The organism is Nitrospira sp., from assembly GCA_024760525.1.
Lineage (GTDB): Bacteria > Nitrospirota > Nitrospiria > Nitrospirales > Nitrospiraceae > Nitrospira_D.
Map to the genome: position 1 here is coordinate 3025207 of CP060499.1, position 19012 is coordinate 3044218.

20 protein-coding genes are annotated in these 19012 nt (G+C 56.6%); 4 read left to right on the forward strand and 16 right to left on the reverse strand.

All coding sequences use genetic code 11. From position 1 onward, the window contains the following. Positions 1 to 11 precede the first annotated feature (11 nt). The 4 genes from H8K04_14170 to H8K04_14185 all read left to right on the forward strand — a co-directional run bounded on the left by H8K04_14170 (position 12) and on the right by H8K04_14185 (position 2427). On the forward strand, positions 12 to 197 hold the full coding sequence (locus tag H8K04_14170) for a hypothetical protein (protein UVT14968.1): 186 nt from the start codon (positions 12 to 14) through the stop codon (positions 195 to 197). Further along, a complete protein-coding gene (locus tag H8K04_14175; protein ID UVT14969.1) occupies positions 185 to 481 on the forward strand; it encodes a type II toxin-antitoxin system RelE/ParE family toxin in 297 nt (98 codons plus the stop codon). Before H8K04_14170 ends, H8K04_14175 begins: the two co-directional genes overlap by 13 nt. A gap of 411 nt (positions 482 to 892) precedes the next feature. Continuing rightward, on the forward strand, positions 893 to 1498 hold the full coding sequence (locus H8K04_14180) for a hypothetical protein (GenBank protein UVT14970.1): 606 nt from the start codon (positions 893 to 895) through the stop codon (positions 1496 to 1498). Next, on the forward strand, positions 1495 to 2427 hold the full coding sequence (locus tag H8K04_14185) for a hypothetical protein (protein ID UVT14971.1): 933 nt from the start codon (positions 1495 to 1497) through the stop codon (positions 2425 to 2427). Before H8K04_14180 ends, H8K04_14185 begins: the two co-directional genes overlap by 4 nt. Before the next feature lie 29 nt (positions 2428 to 2456). On the opposite strand, the gene H8K04_14190 is transcribed toward H8K04_14185, so the two are convergent. The 16 genes from H8K04_14190 to H8K04_14265 form a co-directional block, all read right to left on the reverse strand. Beyond that, the gene (locus H8K04_14190) at positions 2457 to 2753 is read right to left on the reverse strand and encodes an XRE family transcriptional regulator (GenBank protein ID UVT14972.1); all 297 of its coding nucleotides are present in this window, start codon (positions 2751 to 2753) and stop codon (positions 2457 to 2459) included. 32 nt (positions 2754 to 2785) lie between these two features. After that, on the reverse strand, positions 2786 to 3682 hold the full coding sequence (locus H8K04_14195; GenBank protein ID UVT14973.1) for a tetratricopeptide repeat protein: 897 nt from the start codon (positions 3680 to 3682) through the stop codon (positions 2786 to 2788). A 119-nt stretch (positions 3683 to 3801) separates the two neighbouring features. Next, positions 3802 to 4014, reverse strand: a complete 213-nt coding sequence (locus tag H8K04_14200; protein ID UVT14974.1) for a type II toxin-antitoxin system HicB family antitoxin — start codon at positions 4012 to 4014, stop codon at positions 3802 to 3804. A 10-nt stretch (positions 4015 to 4024) separates the two neighbouring features. Then, complete coding sequence (locus H8K04_14205; GenBank protein ID UVT17992.1) at positions 4025 to 4108, reverse strand: type II toxin-antitoxin system HicA family toxin; 84 nt, start codon at positions 4106 to 4108, stop codon at positions 4025 to 4027. 100 nt (positions 4109 to 4208) lie between these two features. Then, positions 4209 to 5465 carry an MFS transporter gene (locus tag H8K04_14210; protein ID UVT14975.1) on the reverse strand — a complete coding sequence of 419 codons (1257 nt, stop codon included), beginning with the start codon at positions 5463 to 5465 and terminating at the stop codon, positions 4209 to 4211. Positions 5466 to 5569: 104 nt separating this feature from the next. Beyond that, entirely contained in the window at positions 5570 to 6871 is a 1302-nt protein-coding gene (locus H8K04_14215; GenBank protein UVT17993.1) for an MFS transporter, read from the reverse strand. 164 nt (positions 6872 to 7035) lie between these two features. Then, entirely contained in the window at positions 7036 to 7641 is a 606-nt protein-coding gene (locus H8K04_14220) for an acyloxyacyl hydrolase (protein UVT14976.1), read from the reverse strand. A gap of 89 nt (positions 7642 to 7730) precedes the next feature. Beyond that, positions 7731 to 10070, reverse strand: a complete 2340-nt coding sequence (topA, locus tag H8K04_14225) for a type I DNA topoisomerase (GenBank protein UVT14977.1) — start codon at positions 10068 to 10070, stop codon at positions 7731 to 7733. Between the two features lie 94 nt (positions 10071 to 10164). Then, a complete protein-coding gene (gene dprA, locus H8K04_14230) occupies positions 10165 to 11283 on the reverse strand; it encodes a DNA-protecting protein DprA (GenBank protein UVT14978.1) in 1119 nt (372 codons plus the stop codon). Between the two features lie 102 nt (positions 11284 to 11385). Further along, a complete protein-coding gene (locus H8K04_14235) occupies positions 11386 to 12894 on the reverse strand; it encodes an Rne/Rng family ribonuclease (GenBank protein ID UVT14979.1) in 1509 nt (502 codons plus the stop codon). Positions 12895 to 13056: 162 nt separating this feature from the next. Further along, positions 13057 to 14178, reverse strand: a complete 1122-nt coding sequence (gene rodA, locus H8K04_14240; GenBank protein UVT14980.1) for a rod shape-determining protein RodA — start codon at positions 14176 to 14178, stop codon at positions 13057 to 13059. Beyond that, positions 14175 to 16046 carry a penicillin-binding protein 2 gene (gene mrdA / locus H8K04_14245; protein UVT14981.1) on the reverse strand — a complete coding sequence of 624 codons (1872 nt, stop codon included), beginning with the start codon at positions 16044 to 16046 and terminating at the stop codon, positions 14175 to 14177. The genes rodA and mrdA overlap by 4 nt, the downstream gene beginning before the upstream one ends. Before the next feature lie 8 nt (positions 16047 to 16054). Beyond that, positions 16055 to 16555, reverse strand: a complete 501-nt coding sequence (locus H8K04_14250) for a hypothetical protein (protein UVT14982.1) — start codon at positions 16553 to 16555, stop codon at positions 16055 to 16057. Further along, entirely contained in the window at positions 16552 to 17424 is an 873-nt protein-coding gene (mreC, locus tag H8K04_14255; GenBank protein UVT14983.1) for a rod shape-determining protein MreC, read from the reverse strand. Before mreC ends, H8K04_14250 begins: the two co-directional genes overlap by 4 nt. A 12-nt stretch (positions 17425 to 17436) precedes the next feature. Further along, positions 17437 to 18468 carry a rod shape-determining protein gene (locus tag H8K04_14260; protein UVT17994.1) on the reverse strand — a complete coding sequence of 344 codons (1032 nt, stop codon included), beginning with the start codon at positions 18466 to 18468 and terminating at the stop codon, positions 17437 to 17439. A gap of 83 nt (positions 18469 to 18551) precedes the next feature. Continuing rightward, on the reverse strand, positions 18552 to 19010 hold the full coding sequence (locus H8K04_14265; protein UVT14984.1) for an RDD family protein: 459 nt from the start codon (positions 19008 to 19010) through the stop codon (positions 18552 to 18554). Positions 19011 to 19012: the final 2 nt, after the last annotated feature.

Sequence of the window (19012 nt, forward strand, 5' to 3'; positions counted from 1 at the left end):
AAGAGGTGATCATGCCCTCCGCAAAAGAACAAATCGCCAAGATTCTTCAAGATCAGCCGGATGACAGCTCCTATGATGAGCTTCTACGAGAATTAGCGTTCGCAAGAATGATCGAGAGGGGACTTGCTGACTCTGACGCAGGAAAGACAGTCAGCCATGAAGAGATGGGACGCCGCATCAAGACATGGCAGAGGTGACATGGACCGCCGAAGCCGAACGATGGCTGCGTGACATTTACGACTACATCGCACTTGATAATCCATCCGCTGCCGCCCGAACTATCGAAACCATCTATCTGAAAGCCGAAATCCTTCGAGAATTTCCAGAATCAGGATACCGCTACTGGCAGAAGCCAGACCGACACATCCGTATTCTGCTTCACGGACATTATCGTATCGCTTACCTGATCAAGAACTCAGACGCGATCGACATCATCGGCGTCTTCCATGGGGCACTCAATATCGACCGATATCTACCCTAGGACCCGCACCGATCAGCCTGCGCCCCGCCATGAGGACACTGTGCGGCTGCAAGGCCTCTACTTTCAGCACCAGCGCATGAATAATCCGGGAGTCGGCATTCAGATGTAGCGCTTCAATCAAACACAAGAACAGCGTCGCAATGTCCGCACGCATTAATTTCGGCAAGCCTAACCCAGCCGACAGCAAGAGCTGCGCCTTTCACGAGCTCGAACACAGCAATCGCGTCGAGACCGGTCCGGTGAGGGCGAAGCGTCATCGTGGGAAGAAACTATTACCCTAAGGTATGCTAAATTGCTCTTCGACCGATTACTCTTCCTAGCAGATCATGGACCGTAATCCTCCCCAAAGAGTAGAATGCGGACTCTTTTGCAATTATATTGCCCTATCTCTCTAGCAAGGACATTGTCAAAGTGGCCTTACCCCCTCAAGATCAAGATCGAATTACGCACATCTTTTTCCCGCATGTCGAATCCAAGATGCGAGAGGCAAATTCTGCGGAACGTCGTTTTGTTTACTACACTACGGCGGATACTGCGGCGAAGATCCTTGCGAGCAAGCAAATCTGGCTACGAAACACAGCCGTGATGAACGACTACTCTGAAGTTCAGTATGGATTCAACTGTCTCAACAGTGCATACAGCAATGAGCCTGGCAAGAACTTTAATAGAGCACTTGACGTCTGTTTCCCAGGGTTGGCTGCGGAAGTTAAGGATCTTTATATTAGCTCCTTGCCTATCATTTCCGAAGATACGTACCTCACCTGCTTGTCCGAGCACCTATCCAATGAAGATCAACATGGACGCCTTTCAATGTGGAGAGCATACGGTGGTAGTGCCGGGATCGCCATTGTCATCAATGGCGCAGTTATGTTCGCTAATACGAAGGTCTTAAAAGTGATCTCAAGCCCTGTGGCTTATGAACAGCACTGGCCCCATCGAACCGCTTCATCCTCAGATGCGCTGCTAGGTTCTACTTGCACAAGCAAGATTCTGGGCAGGCACATGATCTTCTCTTGAGAGCAGCTGCGACGAAAAGAGACCCTTGGCTTGTTGCAGCAGAAATTGCTGTAGCGAGTGCAGCAGGACGAACTCCAAAATTTGTCAAGACAGCTAGAGAGCTCATAGAGTCCAAGAAATTCCATCCCGCCCACATCGCAGAACTGGCCAGTGCACTTGGCACCCTCGAACTCGAATCAGGGAAAGTCCGGTTAATGAAACAACTGTTCCGCAAGGCCCTTGAAAGTCCTACTGAAAACTCTGTCGCGCAGGCAGCCTGGATATCAAGAAGGATAGGAAATTGGGGATTTGAGACCAAACTACTTGAAGCGCCTCGTTCGTATGAGGCTTGTGCGTGGACGAGTATTATGCAGCAAGGATGGCAGGATAGTTTGTCAGCTGCCGAGTTCTGGCTATCTGATGAGCCCTTTGCCAAACGGCCTACAGTTTTTGGTTCTTGGGTTGCACTGACTATGGCTCCTGATTTTGCAAAGGCAGAGCGTATTGCCCAGCACGGACTCAATAGACACAAGGACGACTTTCTTCTCCTAAACAATGTCGTTGTAGCATTAACCTACCAAGGACGTTACGACGATGCGATGACGTATTTTGAGAGAATTTCTGTCAGTGAATCTGAAGGACCCCACAGAGCTACCTACCTTGCTACAAATGGACTGCTAACATTTCGTCTTGGTGTTCCAGATGAAGGTCGAAGGCTGTATCGGATGGCAGTAAATGAGGCAAAGAAAAAGAGCCAAACGTTGTTGGCAGTGTGGGCATTGTTACATCTTGCCAAGGAAGAGTATCGGATAGCTCCTATCAAAGGTGATGAAGTACTAAAGGAGGCGCGCGCTGAGTTTCCAAAACTACTAGATGCAGAACAAGCAATGGCGTCTCGACTAATTCAGACGATTGAGGCTGAACGTAGCGTTAGCAGCCTTTCCTCATAAACAATGGTTGTTGACGTCTTCTAATTGCTTCAAACAGCTGGACAAACCTCAATGGTCAGGCGAACCGTCGCGCCAAGTCGAGCAAGCATATCGATAAGCGCGTCGGTACTGAAGAGATCGATACGCCCCCGGAGGAGATCGCTGACGCGCGGCTGAGTCACACCGAGTGTCTTGGCGGCAGCCTTCTGTTTGAGGCCGCGAGCTGCAATGAGTTTCTGCACTTGGATCATGAGGTCCGCTCGGACCAGCAAATGTTCGGCCTCCCCTCGGCAAAATCCCAGATCACAAAAGACATTTCCCTTCGATGGTATGATCTTTACCTTCATGACTCGTTAACTTTCTCGGACCCTTCTCCCACTCAACACTTCGAACTATCCATCCGGCAGGCTTCGGCGCGGCTGTCGAATCCTGAATTCCGGAGACTGTCGATGACCCGTTGCTGCCGTTCCATCTCTTGATCGTAGGTCGTTTTCCCGCCGCCGCCTGAATCGTACCCGCCGCCCCCTCCCCTTCGCGGCTGCCTAGCATGTAGCACCTTGTTCACTTCCGTTTCATAGTATCCGCGCGTTTGGGGATCGGGATCCTTCTGGTAACAGGTATTCAGAAATTGCTGGCCCTCCTGATCGTGGCCAAGGGCATAGTGGGCGAAGCCGACGTTACAGTAGGCGTTGGGGGTCTCCGGGGCGAGCTTCAGGACGATTTCTGAATCTTGGAGCGCCTGTTGATACTGTTCGAGATGGCTATAGGCTTGGGCGCGGTAGAGATAGGCGCCGACGTGGTCGGCATCGAGCTTGATCGCCTCGGTGAAATCGTTCAGCGCCTCCCGGTGCTTCGCTCCCCGAAACTCCCGCAGGTAGGTCAGCCCTCGTCCATAATAGGCGTCGGCGGTGGGACGGAGGTCAATCGCGACGCTGTAGTCTTGAAGAGCCTGCGGAATTTGGCCGAGCATCTTCAGGGATTTGCCCCGGACGAGGTGCGCCTCGGCCTGTTTCGGTTCGCGCCGGAGAACGTCGCTCGCATCCTGTACGGCTTGAACATAGTTTCCAAGGAAGTACTGACAGCGGGCGCGGCCGAGAAGCGCCGGGGTGTTGTCCCGGTTCTTGCTGAGCAGGGCACTGAGGGATTGAAGCGCTTGCGGGTTCCCGGCAGCATTGGCTTCGCAATGCGGCGCACTGAAGGACTCACCACAGGCCGCAATGAAACTCACGCCGATCAGTGCGACAATCAGACCTGCGATTCGACCGACTCCCCTCATGCGCCCTCCCAGGACCGGCGCATTATCAGCCGCGTAGAGAATGGCGTCAAGAATAGTGGTGCTGGGTGGACTTCACCCTATAAGATGGAAGGGCACCCAGAGAGTGGTGGTGGCACCCGCTAGGCGGAGACTTCGATGTATTCCACTTGGCTGCTGGGTGGAGGAATGGGTAGGCTGTCTGCACGAAGGCCTTCCAGATGGAATTCGATAGCCTCGCGGGTCATGACTTCCGTTTCTTCAATCGTCGCTCCAGTTGCCACGCACCCCGGCAAGTCCGGCACATAGGCGGCATAGTTCTGAGGAGCTTTTTCCATCACAATCGCATAGCGCATGATAGGTCCTCTACTTCTTCCACCCAGCTTGCTTGAAGATGCTGTTCAATGTTCCAGGTGGTAAATCGTCGCTCGGCTTGCCTGCGACCGTCACCTATATATCATGGGCAGGCATGAGCCAGGAAAGTAAATGCAGGCCATTGCCGTTCAGCTTCGGAATTCGGATTGAATAAATGTGCTGAGCGAAAGACACACTACCCGACTGAAAGGTGCTCTCCCTCCACGCGTCGGCGAAACCACACGCTGGATGTCGCGAGGGCAAGCAGAACTGCGCCGATGCCGACCAGACTCACGGACTCGCTGGATACATCAATGAGCCACCCGAAGAACGTCATGCCCGCCATTGATGTGGCCGTGGCCATCGCCGTGTAGAGCGCCATGACCCGCCCCACCATGTGGGCGGGTGAGATTTCTTGGATGATTCCCCAAGCGATCGGTGTCCAGGTCCCCAACCCCATCCCAACCAACACCACGAGCAGGGTGGCCACCACGATGTTCGACGTCCAGACCAGCCCGCACAACGCTAACCCCCCGACGACACTCGACCACGTGATGATCGAGATCCGGCGCCGAAGATCCCATTCGGTGAACCTCACGAGACAGAGCGATATGAGCAGGAAGCCCACGCCGAGCCAAGACCAGAGGTATCCCACCTCTATCGGACCGAGTGAAAGGAGCGCCTTTCCGAACACCGGAAACAGTGTGGTGAACGCTCCGCTGCCAAACGTGTAGAGCGAGGCCAATAGGATCAACACCAGAATGGTGCGCCGAGATATCAGCGTATAGCGAATACCGTCCAACAGATCCTGAATCGCCGTGGTTCGTGGTCTCGCCGACGGAGCAGTCGTCATCCCTGCTGAAAGTCGAAGCGGGAACAGGAATGCCGCGGACGCCAGATAGGTCACCGCATTGAGACAGAGCACATCCTGAGACCCGGTAAAGGCAATCCCCAGCCCGCTGATGACCGGGCCGATGACGATGCCGAGGCTCGTTGTGCCTTGGAGGAGGGCATTGGCGGCCGTCAACTGTGCTTTCTTCACCATGAACGGCACCGACGAGGACAGTGTCGGCACGAACATGGCGGTGGCAATCCCGTAAAGGAACGTCAGCACGTAGAGCGATTGGATGGTAAACGATTCGACGGATACCCAACAGGGGATCAAGCCGATCAAGAGGGCTCTGGCCAGGTCGCTGCCGATCAGGATGGCCTTCTTGGGCAATCGATCGACCACCACACCGATCACGGGTCCGAAGACGATCGGGGGCAATGTTTGCATGAGGCCGATGACCGTCGTCTTCAGCGCCGAACCGGTGATGGAATAGACAAACCACAAGAGAGCCAACTTGCTGACACCGTCGGCCACCTGCGACAGCACCTGGCTCCACCACACCAGACTGAAATCGCGCGTGAGGAGCCATTGTCTGCGACGGATGATTGGACGTTCCGTCATACGCGACTACTCTTCCTCCTGATCAATCGTAAAGGTTATATCGGAATGAGGCAGACAAGAAAGGCGGGCAGAACGATTGGACGCCGCGCAACCTGACTCAACGTTTAGGCTGGAGCCCGTTGAGTCATCATTGCCCGGCGCATGAACCGGATCGCAACGGCTGCCGTCAATAACAGAACCAACCCAAGTCCGATAAGGCTTTGCGCCGGGCCGACGGTCTCCGCAATCCATCCAAAGCCGGTCATCCCGGCCATCGCGGTAGCCATCGATCCCGTGCTGAACGTCGTGAGCACGCGTCCCATCAAGTGTTCCGGAGTGATCTCTTGAAGCAACGCCCATACGACGGGATTCATGATCGCCGTGCTCCCACCGACTACAACCACCACCGCAGTCGCGACCAGCGGCGTCTCGAGCAGGCTTAGACTGCAGACCGCCAGTCCCCCCACCGTCATGCCACGAGCAATGAGGCGCAAACGGCTATGCAGATCTCCCTGGTGCCTCGAGGCAAGCCATGTGGACACCGCCAGCATGCCGACCCCGAGACCGGACCAGAGCCAGCCCAGTTGAACCGGACCGACCTGGAGAAACTCTTTCGCATATACCGGCAGAATGAACACAAACGCGCTCGCACCCAGATTGTACAAGGCCGAGATTACGACCAGAAGGAACACCGTCGATTGCGTGCCGAAGACGAATCGAAATCCTACAAGCAAATCATCCAGCACGGAGGCGGACTTGGTGCCGGCCTCTTTATTGATCTTGAGCGTTTCGTGCAACCGCATGGGGATGAGACACAAGGCCGAGACGAGGAAGGTGACCGAATTCACATACAGGACATTCTCCACGCCTATCATTGCGATAAGCACGCCGCTGATGGCCGGTCCCAGTAACAACCCAATGTTATTCGTGCCTTGAATCAAGGCATTCGCTCTCACCAATTCGGACGGACGAACCAAGCGCGGGACAGCCGACACCAAGGCCGGTCCAAAGATGGTCGAGACGATCGATGTCAGGAAGATCAACACGTACAAGCCTTCAAGGGAAAGGAGGTCGAAAGCAAATAGCGCCGGAATGAGAAAGGTCATGACGGCACGAATCAAGTCCACCCACACCATCACGGTCTTCTTCGGCAGGCGATCGAGAAAGACCCCGATGAGAGGCCCCAACAGCAAGGGTGGGACGGTTTGGAGCAATCCGACGATCGTCACTTTCAGGGCCGAACCGGTGAGGGTATACACAAACCAGAGTAGAGCGACTTTATTGAGCCCTTCCCCAATTTGAGAGACGACCTGTCCCCACCATAGCAGCCCAAAGTCCCTGGTGCGGATCAAATACCAGCCCCGACTCTCACGTTCGCCGCCGTCTGCCACGTCCTCGCTCCTGGATAATGCCTGGCTCACCCGCATCGACTTATTTACAATCACAATAATGCCTATCGATGAGAAGGGAAGACTCGGAAAGATCCTAGTCGGGTTCGGACAAAAATCCGGCTCGCAAAGGACTTTTGTCCAATGAGACAGTCACGGTGCGTGGTCGTAGCAGAGACGCTGGGACTTCTTGTCAGGTAACCCTAGAAGAGCTTCGTGGAGATTCCGATAAACGGCAGGATGTAATTGAGCCCACGATTCGGGCTACCCGTATCGGCATTGGAAATGTGGCTGAACCGGACTCCGGCGTTGAGCGACCATCGTGCGGTCAGCTCCCAGTTTGCGCCCGTGCCGCCCCAGACCAGAAAATTGAAATCCGTTCCTTGTTCGGGAATACGGCCGTTGAAATTCGTCCAGAGCGGACCACCGCCGCCCTCGACATAGGGCTTCAGCCGGCCAAACGAGGTGAACGTATAGGCGATCTTGGGCGTCACTCCCACACCATACGCGCCGGTCGGTTGGGTGATCCCCAGCAGCGCCAACTCGGCCCCAAGCGCAATCGAGCCGCTCCACCACCCGTCGCCGATCGTATCGGTCAACGCGATTTGCCACGAGGGATGGACGGCCAACCCGTTCAACTTCGACGATTGCGCATCCATCAGTCGAACCGGGAGCATTCCACCGACCACGAACCCGACCGTCTGTTTTCTATCCGTCGTCGGAGATGGTTCTTCCGCTGAAACCGGTGACAGCCAGGCCAGGCCCACACACAACGACAGTGCCGCGGCGCGAATGGGATGAATGGACATTGATCTTGCCGGGTTAATCGTCGTTCACGTGAAATACGAGGTGTGGTGATTGACGGACTGCGAGGAAGATGGAAGGACCATTCGAGTCGTCACCCGGCTTCGCGGTAGCCGCAATCCTGATTGCGGCATTGAACGCTCCGACCGTCTTGCTTGCTGACTTTTTCTATCAAAAACGGAGCTTGGCAGGTTGGGCAAGCCTTCGGCACGGGACGGTCCCAGAGAGCATATTCACACTTGGGATAGTTACTGCAGGCGAAGAACGATCGGCCCTTGCGCGTTCGTTTCTGCACGAGATCACCGCCGCAGTCGGGCTGTGGACATTTGACACCCAACGCCAGGGCCTTCGTGGTCTTGCACTGCGGATAGCCGGAACAGGCGATGAACTTGCCGAATCGTCCTGTCTTGACGACCATTGGACTGCCGCATTTATCGCAGACCTGATCGGTCGTCAGCTCCTGCTTGGGCACGATCTTGATGGTGCCGTCCGGCAGCTTTTCGAAGTTCTGCGTATTCTTGCAGGGCGGATCGTCTTTGTACGCCGGGCAGGCGAGGAACTTGCCGTTCCGTCCCCATTTGATTTCCATCATCCGGCCGCACTTCTCGCATGGGATGTTCGTCGGAGGCTCGACCGTATCCTTGGGGCCGGGAATCGTCTTGGCCTTCTCCAGATCCGCCGCAAACGGGTTGTAAAAATCCCGCACCGAATCGACCCATTGTTTGTTGCCTTCTTCCACTTCGTCGAGCTCTGCTTCCAGATGCGACGTAAAATCGACATCGACGACGGCCGGAAATCCCTTCAAAAGGAAATCGTTGACCGTGCGGCCCGTTTCCGTCGGGATGAACCGCCCTTCGGTCTTTTCGACATATTTGCGGTCTTGGATCGTGGAGATGATCGTGGCGTAGGTGGACGGACGCCCAATCCCTTTTTCCTCCAGCTCCTTGATCAGGAGGGCTTCGTTATATCGGGGCGGCGGCTGCGTGAAATGCTGCTTCGAGGTCAACCCCAGGGCCGACTGCCCTTCCTGCTCGGCAAGCCGCAACCGCTCTCCTTCGGACAGAGCCGGCAGCTGGCGCTCGTCGTCATCCGCCTCCTGATCGGCCTTCGGCTTCTGTGAAGGCAACTCTTTATCGATCCCTTCCATATAGACGATCGTGTGCCCGGGGAACTTCACGACGGTTCCGGTGGAACGGAAGAGATAATTTTCCTTGGTCTCAACCGGCGTTGAATCGATGCGAGTCACGTCCAAAATCGCCGGAACCATCTGCGAGGCGATGAATCGATTCCAGATCAACTTGTAGAGATTGTATTGATCCTGATCCAAATACTGGCGGATCGATTCAGGGTCGCGACCCGCCGACGTCGGCCGGATCGCTTCATGGGCTTCCTGGGCCGCCTTCGACGTCTTATAGACATTGGGCGTCGCGGGAAGATATTGCGCGCCGAATCGAGACTGAATCACCTCGCGCGCATCGGCCGTCGCTTCATTCGAGATGCGAGGCGAGTCGGTTCTCATATAGGTGATGAGACCCGTCGCCCCTTCTGCGCCGATTTCGATCCCTTCATACAGTTGCTGCGCGAGCGTCATCGTTTTCTTGGGCGAAAAGTGCAGTTTCCGCGCCGCTTCCTGCTGCAGGCGGCTCGTGATGAACGGCGCGACGGGGTTGCGTTTCTTTTCCCGACGCTCGATCGATTGGACGACGAATGTCTTCCCTTGAATATCGGCGACGATCCGGCCGGCCTGCTCGCTGTTCTCGATCGACGCTTCCGCTCCGTTCATGCTGTGGAGCTTGGCCTCGAATGCGGGAGGATTGGCCCCGGCGAGCAGCGCGGTAATCGACCAGTACTCTTCGGTCCTGAATGCTTCCCGCTCCGCTTCGCGCTCGCAGATCAACCGCATAGCCACCGACTGCACCCGCCCCATACTGAGTCCGCGCCGGACTTTATTCCAGAGCAACTGGCTGCCTTGATAGCCGACGATACGATCCAAGATACGGCGGGCTTGCTGCGCATTGACCAACTTCATATCGATTTCGCCCGGCGACTGCAACGCCCGCTTGATCGCCGATTCCGTAATCTCATTGAACAGGACCCGAAAAATCTTTCCGTCCTTCTTTTTCTTTTTCGATTTGCCCAACAGCTCCTGTTCGAGGTGCCAGGCGATCGCCTCCCCTTCTCGGTCAGGATCCGGCGCCAGAAAGATCTTGTCTGCCTCTTCAGCCTTCTTCTTGATCTCAGCTAACACCTTCGACTTGCCTTTGATGGTGACGTACTGCGGTTCGAAATCGTGTTCGAGATCGACACCCAATTTGCTGGTCGGCAGATCCTTGACGTGTCCCACCGACGCCATCACGGTATACCCGCGGCCCAGATACTTTGTGATCGTTTTCGCTTTCGTCGGTGACTCAACGATGATCAGAGATTTTGCCATGACAACTCCGTCTGTCTCACAAGGATTGTATCATCCGTACCAAATATCCGGGTTTCGTGCAACTAGAATGGTGCTCGCCGCAGAAACACGCGGGCTAAAGACGAATGTAGTGTTGGCCCGGCAGTTGGCGAATCCGGCCGTTCAACTCGAGCGTCAGCAGCGTCGCCGCCACTTGCGCGGCACTCAGCCCTGTCGTTTCGATCACGGCATCAACGGAACACGCCTCATGGGAGAGCGCCTCATACACCAACGTATCATCTGTTCCTAGCGGCGCCTGCGCTTCGATCGTTGTCCCATCCAGATGAAGCAGCATCCGCTGACGGGCGTCGATTTGTGGAAGGATCTCATCAAGGATATCCTGAGCTCCTTCGATCAGTTTCGCACCCTCTTTGATGAGGCGATTCGATCCACGGCAGGCCTCTTCTTTGATGGAACCAGGCACGGCGAAGACCTCTCGGCCTTGTTCCAGCGCCAACTTGGCCGTAATGAGCGAACCGCTGTTGGTCGCCGCTTCACTGACCAGCACACCCAGCGAGAGTCCGCTGATGATCCGATTTCTTCGCGGGAAGTGATGACTTTGCGGAGCCGCGCCGATCGGCAACTCAGAAATGACGGCTCCATGCGATTCGATGCTGCGTCTGAGCGCCTGGTGCTCCGAGGGATAGGTCCGATCGATGCCGCACCCCAATACAGCAATCGTGCGCCCCTTCCCCGCCAGCGCCCCTCGATGCGCCGACGCATCGATTCCACGCGCCAGGCCGCTCACGATCGTCACGCCACATCCGGCGAGTTCTTTCGCAATCTCTTCCGTGACGATCCTGCCGGACGGAGTGGCCCCTCGTCCACCCACAATCGCCACTGCCACCTCATCCCGCGGCGACCACGTCCCGGTTACATACAACAACGGCGGGGGATCGGAAATCGCTCTGAGCCGCGCTGGGTATGATCGATCAAAGGCCGTGATCGTATGAATCTTCAGACGTCCGACGATCTGGACCTGACGATCGATCTGCCTCCGGATACCAGAATCAGGCCCCTGCCGGACCGATTCGGCCAATTCCGGACTACACCCCGCCGACCTCAAATCGTCCATCGACGCTGACAGCACCGCATTGGGAGATCCAAACCGTTGCACCAATTTAAGAAGCGTACGATCCCCGACGCCGTCGACGGCTTGGAGCGTGAGCCACGAGGTCAATGACGCTTCGTCCATGATCGGTCTCAGTGAACGATGGGGAATTGGTCTCAACGGCAGGAAAGTCGTGCCCTGCTGAACGCGCATCCGACGGAAGGTGCCGGCCTATACCGCACGTGGCTAGAGCACGACCAGATCGTATTGCTCAAGGTGCAATTGACTATCCGGCGTGATGATGATTTTTGCCGAACAATCGCGCTCCAGTACTTCCACCCCATGGCGCTCTTCGTCTTGCAGCAGCTCGGCGACCGTCGGATGGGCCCCCACGATAATCCGCTGCTGATCGGACGCGGGTTCAATCCGTCGGATCTCGCGAAAAATTTCGTACACCACGGTCGTCGGAGACTTCGTATAGCCACGGCCTTCACAGTAGCGGCAGGGCTCGGACAGCGAGCGCAACAGATCCTCCCGGACACGCTCGCGGGAAATCTCGATCAAGCCGAGATCCGAGATCCTGGAGATCCTCGTCCGCGCCTTATCCGACGCCATGGCATCCACCAGCGCGTGGTAGACCTTATCCCGATTCTTTTCACGCTCCATATCGATGAAGTCGACGATGATGATGCCGCCGATGCCGCGCAGTTTGAGCTGATAGGCGACTTCCTTCGCCGCCTCCAGATTGTTCCGCAAGATGGTCTCTTCCTGATCCCGCTTTCCTACAAACCGCCCCGTATTGACGTCGATCACCGTCATCGCTTCGGTATGATCGATCACCAGATAGCCGCCCGATTTGAGCCACACCTTCCGGCTCATCGCGCGCGCGATTTCCTGTTCGACCCCCAGATGATCGAATAACGGCTCTTCCTTGTCGTAAAAATGAATCCGTGAGGTCTGCTCGGGGGAAAAGCGCTGCACGAAATCCCGAATGGCTTCGTATTCCTCCCGCGAATCGATCCAGAGTCGATCCACTTTCTTGCCGAACAGGTCTCTCACCACACGGAAGCTCAGGCTCAAATCCGAATGCAACAACGCGGGAGCGGGCAATTGTTCCCGCTTGGTCAACACGTCCTGCCAGAGCACGTGCAAAAAATCGACGTCGGATTTGAGTTCGTCTTCTTTGACGCCTTCACTCACCGTCCGCACGATGTACCCGCAACCCTGGCGGCGAACCCGGCGCATGATTTCTTTCAGCCTCGCCCGTTCTTCATCCCGCGGAATGCGCCGCGACACGCCGATATGGTCGACGTTCGGCATAAAGACGAGGTATCGCCCGGGCAGCGAGACATACGTGGTGACTCGTGACCCCTTGGTGCCGATCGGCCCCTTGGAAATCTGCACCATCAGCTCTTGGCCCTCACTCAACAGTTGTTCGATGGGCTTCGCGCTCTGGCGCTTCGGCCTCAGCATATCCGAATCTTTTTCGTCTTCATCGTCCTCGACCAACATGTCTCCCGGCTCCGCGTCAACCAAGAGATCGGAGACATGCATGAACGCGGCTTTTTCCAAGCCGATATCCACGAACGCGGCTTGCATTCCCGGCAACACCTTGGCGACTCTTCCCTTATAAATGTTTCCGACAAAATCTTTGTGCTTGGCGCGGTCTCCGAACAAATCGGTGACGACCCCGCCGTCGAGCACGGCCACGCGGGTTTCTTCCCGCGAGACGGTTATCGCAATCTCATTTCCCATACTGACTCCTTTGATCTGAACGCCGCCGCAGTTCGGAGGACGCGATGGACGCGGGCTCACGCCCAGGTCCACGGCGGATACCACCCCGCACACTTGGCCGACGTTCGATAATATCCTTTTCCGAACGGTGGAACATGATTGTTCCGCGCGTTCGGGCTTCGCTCAATAAAATAGGCTTAACCGCTTTCGTTTGACGTTCAACAGCAAACCCAACGCCGCCATGGTCATAATCGTGGCGCTTCCGCCGTAACTCACCAGAGGCAAGGGGATGCCGACGATCGGAAACATGCCTGCCGTCATGCCGATGTTGACCACGACGCAGAAGCACAGCATCGCCACAATCCCTACGGCAAGCAAGGCGCCAAGCTGATCCTTCGCCTTGGAGGCGATCTCCAGAGATAACCAGATCAATCCGATAAACAAGGTCAAGAGCACCAGCACCCCGAGAAATCCCCATTCTTCCGCAAATACGGCGAACACAAAATCGGTGTGGCCTTCGGGCAGAAACTTCAGCTGACTTTGGGTGCCGCCATAGAGTCCCTTGCCCAGGAGTTCCCCTGACCCGATTGCAATTTTCGATTGCAGGGCATGATAGCCCTTTCCACCCGGGTCATAATCCGGGTCGACGAACGCCATAATGCGCTGTCGCTGATAATCATGCAAGGACCCCCACAGCCCCTCCCAGGCAAATGGAAACAGCATGATCCCGAATAAGAGAATGAAACCCAAGGCTTGCGAGCGAACCCCGACCATGAGCAGCATCGCCGCGTAGACCGCAACAAAGCTCAGTCCACTCCCCAGATCGGGCTGCTTCAAGATGAGCAGAAGGCCGGGCAGCACCAAGAGCCCCGGCAGGATGACGCGCTGCAACCATCCGACACGAGGAGCCTTCGAGTAATAATGCGCCAGCACCAACACGAGAATGAGCTTGGCGAACTCGGACGGCTGAAAACTGAGCGGGCCCAGTGCAATCCATCGCTGCGCCCCTTTGCTCGTGCGTCCCTCGAAAAGGACAAAGAGCAGCATCAGGAGAATAAACGCATAGGCCGGATAGGCAAACCGCGCGAGGTGATGGTAGTCCGACGCCCACATGACGATGAACGCCGCCGCGCCCAAACCGATCCACATCATCTGCTTAAGATAGAACGGCGCGATCCCGCCCGGCTGCCCCTGCGTCACACTATAAATGGAGAGCACCCCGATTCCCAAAATGGCCAGAATCAAGGCAACATAGCGGATATCGAAGCTATCGAGGCCGCGATTCTCAGTCAGACGATCGATCATGAGTCTTTCGAGGGGCGCCCCGGCTGGGCCACGCCGGACAGATCCGACGTGACAACGGGAACCTGCGGGGTGAGCTTCATGTATGTTTCGATGACTTCCTTGGCCAGTGGGGCGGCGGCGGCTCCACCGTGTCCCATATGTTCGCCCAGCACAGCCACGGCGATCTTCGGCGATTCCACCGGAGCAAAGGCGACAAACCAGGCATGGTCACGGTACTTTTTGGGGATGTTTTCCTCCGGCCCGGTCCGGAGGGCCGCCACCTGAGCCGTCCCTGTTTTCCCACCGATCGTCACCAGAGAGGACTTCGCCCTCGTCGCCGTTCCCTTCGTGACGACGTCAGCCAAGGCATCCTTGATGATGCGGAACGTGTCCGGCTTGGCGTTGAGTTTTCCACGTGGAACGGCCGGTAACTCTTGAAGATTCCCGGTCGTTCGATCCATGACTGCCTGCACGAGCCGGGGACGATAACTGACACCGTTATTGGCGACCGTACCGACCAGACTGGCCATCTGCAATGGCGTCACGGTCACATAGCCCTGTCCGATGGCCGCCGAAATGGTCTCACCCGGCAACCAGGATTCGTTCTTGGCCTTTTGCTTCCAAGCGGTGGATGGCATGATACCGGATCGTTCCGACGGCAATTCCACTCCCGTGGCCCGTCCGAGCCCGAAGTCCTTTCCGAACTCCGCCATCACATCGATCCCCATACGTTGACCGATCGTATAAAAGTACACGTCACAGGAATGGACCAAGGCGTCATGGAGATCGACATAGCCATGTCCACCGACTTTCCAGTCATGATAAAGCCGCTTTCCGAACTGATAGCCCCCGTTGCAGTGCACGGTACTGGAAGGCGTCATGGTTTTGGTTTCCAGGGCCGCGATGGCCATCGGGATCTTGAACGTGGAACCGGGAGGGTACTGCCCCTGTGAGGCTCGATTGTTCAATGGACGCCCTTCATCCTGCACAATCTCGACCCATTGTTTCGCCGTCAGTTCCCGCGACAGCAGGTTCGGATCGAAGGCGGGGCGGCTGGCCATGGCCAAAATATCACCGTTGGTCGGGTCGAGCGCAACAATGGCGCCCTGTTCCACGCCCAGCAGATCCTCGGCAAGTTTCTGGAGACGCACGTCGATCGTGAGATAAAGGTCGTTCCCCGCTTGCGGCCTCTCGACGACCGAGGCCTTCTTTTCATGGCCGAGCGCGTCGACTTCCACGCTCTTCTGACCGGCCACTCCCCGCATGTGCCGATCATAGGACTTTTCAACCCCATATTGCCCCACGATGCTGCCCTGATGGAGATCGACAAACTCCGGTTTCTCAAGCTGATCCGCCGAAATCTCACCGACATAGCCCAAGAGATGGGCCGCCGTCACGCCGCCAGGATAGTTGCGTTGGGACTCTACTTGAATCATGACGCCGGGCATATCGAGACGGTGTGATTCGACCAGCGTGGCATCGCGCAACGTCATCCGGTCTTTGATCTTACGAGGAAGCAGTTTGCTGCCTCTGATCATCAGTTTTTTTCGTACGAGCGCGGGGTCCAGGCCGAGGAGATCGGTCAACTGCTGAATCAAGACTTCACGATCCTTCACGTCTTCCAATGTGACATAGAGACTGAAACTCGGTACGTTATTCGCGAGGAGAACCCCATGCCGGTCGTAGATCAGGCCCCGCGCCGGCTCCAACAGCACCTGTCTGGTGCGATTGTTTTCCGACAAGTCTCGATAGTACGGCCCCTCTCGAATCTGCAGATGCCACAGTCGGAGGCCGAGCAGCGCCACCACCAGCAAGAGTCCCACGCGCAGAATGAAGAGTCTGCGATGGAGATCACCGAATTCTGTTTCCGGATAGTGCGCGCTCGCCATACAGATGCTTAGACCCGATATTCGGAAACCCATTGCTCAATATTCAGGCGACTCCACATCAGCCAATAGACGGCTCCTCCGATCACGGCATCGAGACAGGCTTGCGGCAACACAACCGTCCAGACAGCCCACCAGAGATCTTGTTCCACACTGAGTTTCAACGCGAACGGGGTGACCAGTCCGACGAGAAACGAGACGAGGAGAAGTCCCATCACGAGCACGATGGGGCTTAGATAGACCACTTGCCGGCCGGCCAGACCGGCCATAAAACCCACGGCCCCCTTCATCATGGCCGCAGAGAACGGATCTTGAGCAGAAAACAGACTCATCGCCCAGCCCAGAACGAGACCCATCAGCAATCCATCAAGCTCTCCGCCGATGAGGCCGATCAAGCAGACGACCACGAAGCCGAGATCCGGCTTCACTCCCCACAAACTGATGTGCGGCAGGAGCACGGCTTGAATCGGGACAAGACCGACGATCAGCGCGATGTAAATCAGCGCTTTCATGGCTTCCGTTTCGGAGCGCCGATTTGCGCTCCCTCCGTCGAAACTGCGGAAGACTGAATCACCAGCACTTCCTCGACACGATTCGGATCGACCTCCGGAGACAGCTCCGCAGATTGGAACAACGCTTCCTCTTCCTTGTCGATCTTCGTGATCGTCCCGATCGGCAGGCCACGGGGGAATCCCCCGACCAATCCTGACGTGACCACACGATCGCCTGATCGGGCGCTGGACAACAATGGAATATACTTGAGGCTCGCCAACCCTTGCGTGGTTCCTTCGACAATGCCTTCATCTCGCGTTCGCTGGATCAATCCGGCAATCGCATTGTTGGGATCCGTCACGAGCAACACCACGGCAGTGGATGGAGTCGTCTTGACGATGCGACCGACCACACCGGCAGGCGTAATCACGCCATGGTCCGGCTGGAGGCCATCGGACGACCCTTTATTGATGATGATCGTCTTGTACCAATTGCCGGTATCGCGACCGATCACTTGGGCGGCCACCAGTGTGGGAAGCGCTTGTTTCTTGAATTCCAGCAAGGACGCGAGCCGCTCCGTCGCCGCCGAGGCCTCTTGCAACTGCCCATTTTGTTCCTTGAGTAGATCCAGCTCTCTCCTCAACTGTCTATTTTCTTCTTCGACCCCCTGGAGCGCCACAAACCGGCCCCAGAGGTCGGCGATCCGATCATGAATCCCGGCAACGGCTTGGAGAGGCCAACTGAGGGCCCACCCAACCGGGCTGCCCATCTGCTGAAAGATGCTCTGAAGTTGGCCCGGTACAAGAAGGAAGCCGAGCACGAGAATGACGGCGAGAGCGAGGGCAAGACGTTTAGCGTTATACGATGCGCGTAAATTGACCATCCGCATGAGGGATGGGCCTTACCGGAGATTATTCGCTTGGGACATGACCGATACCTTCCGGAGCAGATCCAGCTCATCCAAAATCTTGCCCACCCCCAACACCACGGAGGTCAGCGGATCGTCCACCGTAATGATCGGCAAGTTCGTTTCTTCACGGAATCGTGTGTCCATGCCCTTGAGAAGGGAGCCGCCGCCGGTCAACACGATTCCGCGATCGATAATGTCCCCGGCCAGTTCGGGCGGTGTGTTTTCCAACGCGATCTTGATGGCATTCACGATCGTTCCAATCGGCTCTTGCAGCGCTTCGCGGACCTCGGCGTCGTCGATGACCAATGTCCGCGGGATACCTGAAATCAAATCTCGGCCTTTGATCATCATGGTCTTCCGCTCCTCGAAGGGATAGGCGGACCCAATCTCGAATTTAATCCGCTCCGCCATATGCTCCCCGATGAGCAAGTTGTACTTTTTCTTGATGTAATTCATGATCGCTTCGTCCATGCGATCGCCGGCGACCTTGACGGATTCGCTGTACACGATCCCGCCCAGCGAGATGACGGCGATGTCCGTCGTGCCGCCTCCCACATCGACCACCATGTTGCCGGACGGCTCCGTGATCGGCAATCCCGATCCGATGGCCGCGGCGACAGGCTCTTCGATCAGATAGACCTCCCGCGCCCCGGCCAATTCGGCGGAGTCGCGCACGGCCCGTTGCTCTACCTGCGTGATACGGGAGGGGACACCGATGATGATCCGTGGTCGAACAAACGCGCTGCGATTGTGAGCCTTCCGGATGAAATGCTTCAGCATTTGTTCGGCCATCTCGAAGTCGGCGATCACGCCTTCCTTCATCGGCCGAACCGCCACGATATTCCCGGGCGTGCGTCCAAGCATTTTTTTGGCGTCCGTTCCGACGGCCAGCACTTTTTCGCTTTTCTTTTCAACTGCGACGACGGAGGGTTCGTTGAGGACGATCCCCTTCCCGTGGACATAGACGAGGGTCGTCGCCGTGCCTAAGTCAATCGCTAGGTCGTCGGAGAACCAACCGAACACATCTCCCGGGAACCCCACGGCGTCTCTCCCTTCATCTTGGCCGGACGACTCAGCGCCCAGCCTGTGCGCTTGCTCTATCTTACCTAGTCCGGGACTGCGAGTTGACCCGCATCCAACACCTGCGTTCGAGCCACTTCGTCGCCGAGTCGACGACCCTGCTCATTCCCTATGATCAAAAAACTTTCGAATGCCAAAATAGCTAGGGATACGAGCCATCCAATGTATGGGACCGCATACGCGATCTGTGCACCGCCCAACGGAAGATTCCGGATGATCGATTCTCGAAAGCCGGCCGTATCCCGCCCATCCAACCGCATGGTTTGCAGGCCGACCAACCGTTTGCCGATACTTCGTCCCCCCGCAAACCCATCGGCGATCAAGATGTAGGCCAGACCGGAAAGAAAGCCGACCGGAGGAGCGACTTCGCCTGCGGCGACAATAATGAACAGGTCGATCAACTTCGCAATGAACCGGTTCAGGACATGGGCCTTCGGATAGACTCTTGATTCAAACGACGCCGAGGTCAGCCCCTCCCCTGCCAAGG